The organism is Erythrobacter donghaensis, from assembly GCF_002155425.1.
In the GTDB taxonomy this organism is placed as follows: Bacteria; Pseudomonadota; Alphaproteobacteria; order Sphingomonadales; family Sphingomonadaceae; genus Erythrobacter; species Erythrobacter donghaensis.
The window spans coordinates 232,092-242,942 of sequence record NZ_MUYG01000008.1 but is presented as its reverse complement, the minus strand read 5'-3'; the positions used below and the strand labels follow the sequence as shown (position 1 = coordinate 242,942).

Below are 10,851 nucleotides of genomic sequence, written 5' to 3'. Positions count from 1 at the left end.
TGCCCCCTGCCCCCTGCGCCATCGCCCTACGCCGGTACGTCAAGCGTAACGGTGTAGAGCGTGGGCGAGAACGGCGTGTCTTTCTCTCCCTTGTTTGCCAACTTGCAGAATTCTGCGAACAGCACCCGGTTGCCGACGATCAGGCGGTCTAGCAGGGCCTGCGCAAAGGCAAGGTCGGCTAGCGCGCAATCAAGCAGGCGATCCACGGCCGACTGGATTAGGGGTCGCAATTCGGCAAGGGCGAGGTGCTGTGCTTCTTCCCCGCCGGTCCCCGACAGTGCCACGGAATGCAGCATGATCCGGTGATTGACATCGACCACACTTGCAGCCGTCTGCCGCAGGGCGGAGATATGGTCGTCAATCCGCTCCTCCATCTCCTGCCCCGTTTTGGTGCCGCCAAAGCGATAGTCGGCCATGCTGTGCGACACGGTCGCGTGCATCAGGCTACCCGCTCCGAAGGAGACCGCGTAGACCCATTTCTCCTCCACCTTCCCGTCGCTCGCCTCCAGGTCGATCCAGCTGCGATGGATCGCCGTGCGCGCGTAGGGTGAGGACGCGCTCAGCCAGGCGCTGCCGCCGAGCCCGCCGCCACATTCCAGCAAAGCCTTGTCCGCCAGCGCCAGCTCGGTGGTCCCAAGCGCGCCTGACATCTTGTAGCGATCGCCCCCGCTCGTGCCTGCGACGTTGGTGGCATAGGCGTTCAGGGCCGGACCGCCGAATGCTACCCACAGCATCTGGTTAAGATAGGAAAGGTGGCGCATCACCCATTCGGCCACTTGCGTGTCGGGGTCTGCGGCTTCCAGCCCGATCACGGTTCTGTCCGCCTTCAGCACGCGGCCCTTGAGCTCCCCCAACATGGATGTGCCGCCGATCGTCAGCAGGTCAAGCGCGGCGGCCCTGCGTGTCTCCAGGAACTTGCCCAGCGGGCTTTTGGCGTCGGCAGCCCGGCTACGTCGCAAATCGCAAAGGGCGTAGAAGTCGCGCGAGCTTTCCAGCAACTTGGTGTCGGCAAATTCCAGGTGCTGAAACGGCTTGGCCAGCGGTGTGCGCACGGCCTTGCCGCCCTTGTCCCCAGCGCGCAATGGCACGGTTACCGTTTCGCTTATGAGGCGGGGCTGGTTTCCGCTTGGTCCTGGCGGCATCCACACGTCGGGACGCCCGGACCCGACCGGCTTCACCAGATCTTTGCAGTCGATGGTCTTGCTATCGTCTCCCGCGCCGTAACGCAGCTTCAGCCCGGTACTGATCAGCGGATTGACTTTGGTCGGCGGCTGAATGTGCGTGTCCTTGAATTCGATCAGGTGCACGTGGCCGGAATTGACCCGGCATTCGCCGCACTTGCTGCATTCCTGCTGCGTGTCGGCGTTGCCAGTGCATCCGGCATAGCCGATCACCTCGCCGCGTTTCACGCCTTTGCGGTTGCGCCCTTCGAAGCGTGACAGGTGGCCATAGGAATACTTCTGGTGCTTGCCGAAATGAATTTCTGCCCGGTTCCAGACCCCGTTTGGGGAGACATCGCCGACCCGGCACACCAAATCCCCATCAGCCACTGCGCAGACCGGGGTTTCCAACGGGTGCGGGGCAAAGGGGGCATAGATGTCTAGCGCCCCGTGCGGGGGCGTCCGTCCATCGAAACGGCTGGATTCGGGCCGCCACTGCTGCGCCACGCTTTTCGTCGTATCTTCCGGGTAGAAGCCGCGATACTCGCCATGATAGGCCGGATCGAAGCCATGCTTCAGTTGGACCGGGTACTTCCCATCCGGAAAGAATTGAAAGTCCGAGTCACTCAAATCCCAATCGTCACCCGGCATTCGAACCCCCGAATCGAATATCTGCACTACGTTAAAGCATTGGGTGGAATTGAAAAGCAGGGAGTGTCCGCTAGTTAAAGCGCTGGTTGGTTATGCCGTTAGATCCACGAGTAAGTAGGAGAGACCTAAGTCTCAACATCGCATATTCGTCGCAACAATCCTGCGGCTGGATGCTTGCCCCATTGCCCGGCTCTTTCTTGAGGGTCGGTCGGGCGGGCGGTCGATTGTCTGATAGGGCAGATGATCGGGCTAGCCCTATCGCCCGATCACCGGTCTTGATCCCGCTCATTCCGGGCGGGGCCAAGCGCGGGTTGTCTAGGGTTATCCCGCGCGGTTTGGGGCGCATCTGCACATTGTCCTGATCGCGCAACGGCATATCCCGCTTGAGCTCCGCTGCACTGAAACTGGTTCGGTCCTTGCTCAGGCTCAAGCTAGGCTTTGCCTGTTGAAGATCGCTCTTGGTAAAAGAAGTCCGCCCGGTTTCCCGGGCGGACAGTTTGGGCGGTTGCCGGTCCGGCATCGTTTTTCCCCTTGCTGGTGATCGGTCAATTGCCGTCGTGCAGGTTGCGCCCAAGGGCTTTGAGGCCGTCATCCTCAAACCACCGCACCTTGGTGCCGATGATCGGATTGAGGTTCTCAATCAGGATCAGCTCTTTGGTTTCATGCATGCGCATCAGCTCGTCGGCATAGGCGAGCTGGCGCTGACTCGCCGACGTCGTCTCGGTGGTGGTGGTTGAGCTGCTTGAGGACATGCCGCCCTGGCCCGAGCTGGAGCTGAAGGCCCGCGCGATCGCGCTCGACAAGTTCCACACCGTCGTCACACCGCAAAGCGCCGAGAAATAGTCGGCCGTCATGCGGTCACGGCTCCCGAAGTACTGGATCATGCCGCTATTGCCGATGAACGTCTCCCAGCCGTCGCCATAGATGCCCTTGAGCTGGCTCACATCCTGAACGATGCCCCAGAGCTGAATGCCAAAGCCTGCCATCAGACCGAACGCCTGTTCGACCATGGTGAGACGACCGAGGGCGGGCATTTCATCGAGCAGGAAGAGGACTGGCTTTTCGGGCTTGATGGCGATGTTGCGCGCATTGACCGTGATCGCTTGCTGGATAAGCAAGCGCAGCCAGCGCGAGAAGGCATTCAGCCGGTCAGATGGCAGGACCAGATAGATCGTCATGGCCTTTCCCTTCAGATCCTCGAACTTGAAGTCCGAGGATGCGAGGCTATCACGGATGCGCGCGCTATCGAGAAAGTGCGTTTGCGCCTGTGCCGAGGCCACGACATTGGCGAGCAGCTTTTCTTCTTTTTGCAGACACCGCGCGCCCGTGCTGATCACGATGTGATGATGCGATTCCAACATGCGCTCGAACAGCAGCTTCATGTCATCGCCATCGAGCAGCAGCAGATCGCGCACCCGGCCCAGATGCCGGTTGCCCGCTTCCCGTGAGTCAGTCGCGACATAGAGGATGATGCCTTGGAGCAGCGCCTTGGCTTCTTCCATCCAGAAGCTTTCGCCGCTGCCATCAGGCACCACCAAAGCATCGGCCAGAAGCATCGCATTCTCGGTGATGTCGATATCGCCCGCTTCCAGCCAGTCGAGCGGGTTGAAGCGCGCGATGCTGCTGCTGGTGGTGATCATCCACGGATCGACGACATAGACGTCTTGCCCCATTGCCTCGCGCCGCGCGGCGGTGATCATCGCGTTCTCGCCCTTCGGATCGATCACGAGCGCCGAGCCTTGATAGGTCAGCAAGTTCGGAATGATTGCGGTGGTGCCTTTGCCCGAGCGGGTCGGGGCAATCGTCAGAAGGTGCCGATCACTGGCATAGTGGATGGGGCGGTGCCGATCATCATCACCAACACCGGCAGGAAACACACCAAGCCGAATGCCGGTCTCGCCGATGATCCCCTTGTCTTCGAGGTAAGGCAGCGTTGCCCACTCAGCAGAGCCGAAGGTGGTGGGCGGCGTGGCAAAGGCACGCACCACACCACCAACCCAATACAGCAGTCCGACAATGAAAGCGGCAAAGGCATACATGCTGGTGATGCTGACACCGGCAGGACCGGCATCGCCGATGCCCATCAGCAGCAGCAGCCCTGCGATGATCACCATCATCGCGATGCGAAACGGCCTGGCTTGCGGCGAGCCAAACCAGCCGAGGAAAAAGCCCAAGGCTCCCGCCATGGCGATCATCATCATCTGCATCGTGCCGATGGCAAAGCTCTCGATGCCCATCATGATGAGCTTGATGATGATGAGACTACCGGCTCCCGCACCAGCAACGAGTTTCCAGTCAGGCGTTTTCGTATCCAAGTTCATTGGACCATTCCTTCATTCTAGCGGTCGAGGGAAATGCCGCGCTTGCGGCGTGGGTGCGCAGGATCGGGACGTGGATTGTTGTCCCTTTCCCGTGCAGCTTTGAGGCGCTCGGACTGGCGCAATGCGGACATCACATCGCGGGCAAGGACGCGGCGGTCCTGCTTTTGCCGTTGGCGCAATTCGGTGAATTGGGATTGGAGCGCGCGGCGCTCGACCATCTGGTCGCTGATCAGCCGATCACGCTGACGCTGATCCCGGCGCAGGCCTTCATAGGCCTCCAGCCGGTTTTGCTCTTTGATGGCTCTGGCCTTGCCTGTCAGCCTGTCGACAAGTCCGGCAAAACCTGTGCGTACGCGCTTTGCGCGTTCTTCGGTCTCGGCCTGCCAGCGCTCTTCCTGTTTGGCCTTGAGGCGCGCGCGCTCGGTTTTGTGCACGCCGCGCATCTGCGCGCGCGACGCTTCGAGTGGCGCTAATTGCTGCGCATGGCGCGCCTTGACCTCGCCGATGAAGCGCTTGAGCTGGTCGCTCTGACGCATGGCCAACTCTTCGGCAAGCTTACCCACCGGCGGCAGCGCCGCCGGATCACCGAGCTTGACGGCCACGTCTTTGGCTTTGACGCCCGCTGCGCGCGCGACCGCATGGATATTGCCACCCAGATCAACCGCGACAAAGCCGCGCCGATCACCTTGCGCGAGGAAATAGCCGTATTCGGCGAGCGCATTGGCGAATGCCTGTCTGTTATCCGAGCGGTTCCAAGCATCCCGAAATGCTGCTTTGATCTCACGCGGATCGACGCCTTCGCGCTTGGCGCACTGCCATTCGTCCAAGGAGAAATTGAGCGGGTTGCGCAGCCCGTCCGGCTTAAGGCCGTTTGGCAATTGCCAGCCATGTTCGAGGTAGAGTTCGCGCGAGAGCGCGGTCAGCTTGTTCTTGAAATGCGCGAGATTGATCGCGCGCATCTCATTCGGATCGATGCGCGACCAGACGACATGCGCATGTCGCCTGCCTTCCTTCTCATGAAAGACGATGGCCCGCGGCTGGCCTTCAAGGCCGAGAGCCTTCTCAGCCGCATCCGCCACGCGCTCAAAATCGCGTTCCGATACATCCGCGCCAATCGGCGGATTCAGGCTCAGCGAGAACAGATATTGCTTGCAGCGCGTGCCAGAGGCGACCGCTTGCGCTTCCTTGAACGCGCCGTGCAGATCATCGGCAGCGAAACCGCGTATCTCTCCGAGCGTGACGTGATCATTGTCCCGCTCATTGAGCAGGTGCCCGGCAAGCTGCGCACCGCCAGCGCGCTGAGAGCCCTTCAAGATCATGACCGCAGCCTCGGCGCCTTGGCGCGCGCGAAACTTTGCGAGGGCGATTCCGCAGGCTTGGGCTCATCGGTATTCTGACCCAAGGCGCGCATGAGTAGAATGCGCATGGCCCGAACATCATCGCAGACCTGTTTGATCGACCGCTTCGTATCGTGATCAAAATAGAAGTTGCCGACGTTCGTCGCCTTGGCGAGCTGATTGAGATTGCTCGCCAGACGGCTTGCCCCGAGGCAGGCCAGCACCTGGGCCAGTAACTCGCGGTTCTCCACCGGCAGCTTGCGGCGCTTGCGGTACTTCGGTGCATCCTCTGCCAGCAGCAGGGATTTGATGTATGCGCCCACGGGCATCTCGCCCGCTTGCGCTTCGATCCGCGCCCGCTCTTCGAATGTCAGGCGAAGCGAGAAGGGTGCGTCTCGCTTGCCGTTCTTCCCACGTGCCATGGGTTGCTGCCTTTCGGCCCGCAACACCACTGAGGATCATTCGCGCCATTGCGCTCTGAACGGTCAAGCCGATCAGAGAGCGGATTTCTTGCGGACGTCCGTGATGTCGTAGGCGTTGAACAGCAGGTTGAAAGGGTTGCGGGCGTGCGCCCCTAGCGAATCCTGACGTTTTTCAGGGGGCAGGGCCTGTTGCGGGTTAGCCCCCGCAACCATCTTGCCCTGCAACCCCTGAATATCAGGGTTATGACGTGGGTCAGCTCCCGCAACCACCGTCAAAACCCACACAGATCAATCCCCCTCACGCCCGCAGCCTCGCTGCCGGGCGCGATCGGCGTTTCCCGCGGGCGGTGTTGGTCGAGCCATGAAAGGACAGGCAATGAGCGACCAGACAAGCACTCCCATCCTCACCGACCGCTTCGACGAAGCGCTCGCCTACGCCAGTCGCCTCCACCGCACCCAGATCCGCAAGGGTTCGGGCGTGCCCTATGTCTCCCACCTGCTCGCAGTGGCGGCGATCGCGCTCGAGAACGGGGCGGACGAGGATCAGGCGATTGCCGCGCTGCTCCACGATGCGGTCGAGGATCAGGGCGGGCTCGCGCAGCTCAAGGAAATCCGGCGCCGCTTCGGTGAGGGCGTCGCAGCGATCGTCGCCGATTGCACGGACAGCCATGAGGCCGAGAAGCCGGCATGGCGCCCGCGCAAGGAAGCCTATATCGCCAGCCTCGCCCACAAGCCCGCCCGCAGCCTTGCGGTCAGTCTCGCCGACAAGACCCATAATGCCAGCGCAATCAACGCCGATCTGCGCGCCGTCGGAGCGGCGGTGTGGGAGCGCTTCACTGCCGACCGCGACCAGGTCTTGTGGTATTACCGCGCCCTCTCCGAAGCGTTCCGCGTCCACGCCCCGGGCCTCGCCGCCGAACGCTTTGCCCGCGAGGTCAGCGAGATGGAGGAACTCGCCGCCCGCAGCTAGCCTGCTCACGATGCGCCACATGCTCCCGAAAACGCCGTTTTGATTTGTCCGCTCCAGTAAAGCTGTGTCATCATCCCCGCACGCAAACCGGGGGGTGGGATGAGCCAGTATCTTCACCGACACAGACTGCCGCATGACATGCGTGTGCGAGCGAACTGGCCATGACGGCTGACCGCCCCGTGTCGCCGCCGCCCGTGGCAGAATCCGTCGGGCTGCTGTTCGTCCACGGGATAGGCGAGCAGGCGCGCTGGGCCCATTTGCGCCAGTCGGTGGTCGAACTGGCGGAACTGCTGCGGCGCTACGGCGGGGAGACGGCAAGCGTTTCCGTTGTTGATCGCACCGATCACTGGCAACGCCCGCCCGGCCAGCCGCGGCTTGATGATCCCGCCCCGATCACCGTCAGCCTGCGCTATCGCAACCAGCCCGCGCAGGGGATCGACTTTCACTGCCACGAGGTGTGGTGGGCCGATCTTGGCCATCGCAGCGGGCTGATCGACAGCGTGCGGTTCTGGATCTGGGGGCTGGGGCAGTGGGGCGCGCCGATCTATCTCGATCGCGATGCCTCGGGCCTCGATTCCCTCGACAAGGATAGCCCCTCTCGTCCCCGGCCGCGCCGCCCTGCTGTGGCCATGCCGCGCTCGGTCGGGGGTCAGCTGGGCCACCAGCTGCTCACCCGCTTCGGCCTCGCCTGGGCGGGACTGGTGGCGGTGCTGACGGTGCTGTCATGGTCGCTGTTCAAGAAGGTGGCCGGGACGCTCGGCGATGTGAGCACCTCGCCCTCGCTGCTGGTGCAGTATCTCGGCGATGTGCAGGCCTATGAGGAGCGCGCGCGGCCGGGTCAGGGGCTACCTTCCGATCCCGGACACCCGCGCCGCGTCGCGATCCGGCGGCGGATGGTGGCGGAGATGGTGGCGATGGCGGCCCGCCCGCACTCGCGCTGGTATATCATGGCGCACAGTCTTGGCTCGGTGGTGGCCTTTAACGGGATTGGCGAGATCGGGCATACGCTGCCCAACTATCTGCCCCGGGCGGTGTGGGAGGCGCTCCCCGATGCACTCACCACCGATCCCGACTGCCCCTTGCGCGAGGATATCGAGAGCATGATGCCCGCGCGCCCCGGTTGGCTGGGCAAGCGCGATTGCATCAATCGCCCGGCGCTGTTTGCGCGGCTGCGCGGACTGGTGACCTATGGCAGTCCGCTCGACAAGTTTGCCGCGCTGTGGCCGCGCATCGTCGCCTTCGAGACCCAGCCGCGCGATGCCGGGCCGGAGCGCCAAATCTTCGCCGATTGCGCCTGGGTCAATCTGGTAGCGAACACCGATCCCGTCGCCGGCGCCATCGACCGCTTTGCCGAGCCTGAGGGCACACCGCCGGGCACCAACCTGCCGCGCCTGCACAATGTCCGGCGCACGGGCCGCCAACTGTTCGGCCTGGCGCATGTGCAATATTGGCAGGTGCCGAGGCCATGGGACAACACGCGCGCGGATTATTACAAGGCGGTCATCGCGTGGTTGACCGCAGCCCGCGCGCCTGAGCCCGCCGATGATCCGTCGCCACCGTTCGGGACGCGCTATGTGCCGGGGGTGCCCGATTACCTGACCATGATCGGGCAGGCGTTGGCGCTCACTATGCTGCTGTGGGCGGCGGGCGCGGTGGTGATCGCAGCGGTGGTGATCCCCTTCGCGCCGGAGGAATGGCGGATTTTCGGCGAGGTGGCGTCGAGCGAGGCAGGCTGGCGGGACTATGCGCGCTTCGCGTTGCGACTGATGCCTGCGGTGGCGGCTGGGGCCTTGCTGATCCTTTATCTGACCGGCCATCTGCGTTGGATCGGAGAGACCTGGGCCGATCACCGCCTCGCTGCGCTGGCGAAGGACACGCCCCATGCGAAGCGGCTGATGCGGCTTGCTACGGCGCAGATTGCCGCCGGTGCCACGTCGCTGGCCTTGGGCATCATTTTGATGATCTGGTCATGGCCTGCCGCTGCTCCGAAGCTTGTGGAGACCGGCACCACCTATGCCGTGCTATTGTTCGGCCTGATCATGCTGGCCAATCTGCTGCAAAGCGTGATCAACCGTGCCTTCTGGCACGCCAAGCCGGAGTAATCTAACCCGCCCGCACGGTCCGCAGGAAGCCGCGCACCTGATCGCCCAAGTGGCTGGCCTGGGCTTCCAGCTCGTTGGCGCTGAGCAGCACCTGCGAGGCCGCCGCGCCCGTGGAGAGCGACAGCTGGCGCACGTCTTCGATATGCGCGCTGACCTTCTCGGTGCCGCGTGCGGCGAGGTCGATGCTCTGGGCCAGATCGCGGCCTGCGACCGATTGCTGGTCGACCGCCGTGGCGATCGAGACGGCGGTGGACTCGAGATCCTGCACCTGCCCGGCAATCGCCCGCAGTGCCTTGACGCTGGCGCCGGTGGTGGACTGCATCGCGCGGATCTGTTCGGCGACCTTCTCGGTCGCGCGGCTGGTCTGCATCGCGAGCTCCTTGACCTCGCTGGCGACGACCGCAAAGCCGCGCCCCGCCTCGCCGCCGCGGGCGGCTTCGATCGAGGCATTCAGCGCCAGCAGGTTGGTGCGCTGGGCGATGGTCTGGATCAGCTCGACGATCTGGCCGACTTCCTCGGCTGAAGCGGCGAGGGCCGAGATCGTCTCGTCCGCCTCGCCGGTGGCGACCGTGGCGAGGCGCGCCAGTTCGCTGGAGGAGGCCGCCTGACGGCTGATCTCGCTGATCGAGAGCGCGAATTCGTCGCTTGCGGCGGCGGCAGCCGTAGCCCCGGCATTGGCCTCTTCCATCGAGGACGCGACTTCGCCGGTGCGGCGGCTGGCTTCCTCGGCGCTTTGGGCCATGCGGGTGGCGGTGGTGTGGAGCTGGCTCGATGCCGCGGCCACGCCGCTCACCACGTCGCCGACGGTGCGCTCGAACTGGCGCGCCACATCGTCGAGCAGCGCCGCGCGCTTGGCCTCGGCCTCCAGCCGCTCGCGCTCGCGCTCCTGCTGCAATTGCAATTCCTGCTCGGCCTTTTCCGAACGCTCGCGCGCCCAGCTTTCCATCCGCCTGCTGGCGCGCTTGAACAGGTCGAGCGCGCGGACCATTGCGCCGATCTCGTCCTGACGCTCCTGCCCGGCGATGGTGAAATTGCGGTCGCCGTCGGCCAGCCGGGTCATCGCCCCGGTGATCTCGACGATCCGCGCGGAGAAGTCGCGCGACAGATAGGCGAGGCCCATCAGCAGCACCGCCGCACCCAGAATGGCCAGCGCGGCGATGATCAGGATCATGTTGAAGAAATAGGCAATCCCGCTCGCTTCGCGGGTCTCGCTATAGGCGGCAAGATCGGCCGACAGGCGCGTGGCTGCGGCGATCAGGGCATCGCCCTGTGCGGCGACATCGGCGGCGGCGGCATTGGCGCTGCCGCCTGCGCGCACGGCATCACTGGCGCGCGCGAAGGTGGTTTCGAACCGGGTGAGTTCGGCGCGCACAGCTGCGGTTTGCGGAGCGAGTTCGGGCGCCTGCCGGCCCAGCGCAGCCTCGACCGATGCGAGCTGCGCGCCGGCCGCATTTTCGCTGCCGCGTTGCCGTTCGCGTAGCTCGGCCCCGCGATCATAAAGCACCCGTACCGAATGGTAGCGCAGGTCGCCGCTGCGCGCTTGCAGTGTTTCGGCGGCGACCAGCGACTGCTGCAAACCCGCCGAGGCGTTGTAGCGGTTCCACAATTCGCCAAGGCCAAGGCCCAGCACCAGCACCATCAGCAACCCGACAGCCAGGAAAGTGCCGAACACGGTGTTGATCTTGCGCGCCAGCGGCAGGTCGCGGAACCAGCTCATCCGCTCCAGCACCGAGCTGCGCGTCGGCGGGGCGGGGGGCTCGCCCGGATCGACCGGATCGATGCTCTCTTCCATCTGCATCTGGCGGACAAAGTCAGGCACGGCCTGTTCTTCGCGGCGTTCTTGCAGGCTCATCATGTTCATGCTGCGATCCCCGGGGTCTCTCTGAAA

The 10,851-nt window shown here is 64.0% G+C and carries 8 protein-coding genes; 2 read left to right on the top strand and 6 right to left on the bottom strand.

The annotated features are described in order from the left end of the window. Window positions 1–26: 26 nt before the first annotated feature. The 5 genes from BZF59_RS05660 to BZF59_RS16015 form a co-directional block, all read right to left on the bottom strand. Window positions 27–1,811 carry a M23 family metallopeptidase gene (locus tag BZF59_RS05660; RefSeq protein ID WP_086607269.1) on the bottom strand — a complete coding sequence of 595 codons (1,785 nt, stop codon included), beginning with the start codon at window positions 1,809–1,811 and terminating at the stop codon, window positions 27–29. Between the two features lie 545 nt (window positions 1,812–2,356). Continuing rightward, window positions 2,357–4,132 carry a type IV secretory system conjugative DNA transfer family protein gene (locus BZF59_RS05655; RefSeq protein WP_086607268.1) on the bottom strand — a complete coding sequence of 592 codons (1,776 nt, stop codon included), beginning with the start codon at window positions 4,130–4,132 and terminating at the stop codon, window positions 2,357–2,359. Between the two features lie 17 nt (window positions 4,133–4,149). Then, window positions 4,150–5,451, bottom strand: a complete 1,302-nt coding sequence (locus BZF59_RS05650; RefSeq protein ID WP_143738102.1) for a relaxase/mobilization nuclease domain-containing protein — start codon at window positions 5,449–5,451, stop codon at window positions 4,150–4,152. Beyond that, window positions 5,448–5,891, bottom strand: a complete 444-nt coding sequence (locus tag BZF59_RS05645) for a hypothetical protein (protein ID WP_211277356.1) — start codon at window positions 5,889–5,891, stop codon at window positions 5,448–5,450. The genes BZF59_RS05650 and BZF59_RS05645 overlap by 4 nt, the downstream gene beginning before the upstream one ends. Before the next feature lie 72 nt (window positions 5,892–5,963). Beyond that, entirely contained in the window at window positions 5,964–6,176 is a 213-nt protein-coding gene (locus BZF59_RS16015; RefSeq protein WP_143738101.1) for a hypothetical protein, read from the bottom strand. A 91-nt stretch (window positions 6,177–6,267) separates the two neighbouring features. Here BZF59_RS16015 and BZF59_RS05640 point away from each other — a divergent pair, with 91 nt between their 5' ends. Together BZF59_RS05640 and BZF59_RS05635 are read left to right on the top strand one after the other, a co-directional pair. Continuing rightward, window positions 6,268–6,861 (top strand): HD domain-containing protein, encoded by a 594-nt coding sequence (locus tag BZF59_RS05640; RefSeq protein WP_245806043.1) that lies wholly within the window; start codon window positions 6,268–6,270, stop codon window positions 6,859–6,861. A gap of 194 nt (window positions 6,862–7,055) precedes the next feature. Then, window positions 7,056–8,963 (top strand): hypothetical protein, encoded by a 1,908-nt coding sequence (locus BZF59_RS05635; RefSeq protein WP_143738100.1) that lies wholly within the window; start codon window positions 7,056–7,058, stop codon window positions 8,961–8,963. A 1-nt stretch (window position 8,964) separates the two neighbouring features. On the opposite strand, the gene BZF59_RS16400 is transcribed toward BZF59_RS05635, so the two are convergent. Continuing rightward, entirely contained in the window at window positions 8,965–10,824 is a 1,860-nt protein-coding gene (locus BZF59_RS16400) for a methyl-accepting chemotaxis protein (protein WP_158094278.1), read from the bottom strand. Window positions 10,825–10,851: the final 27 nt, after the last annotated feature.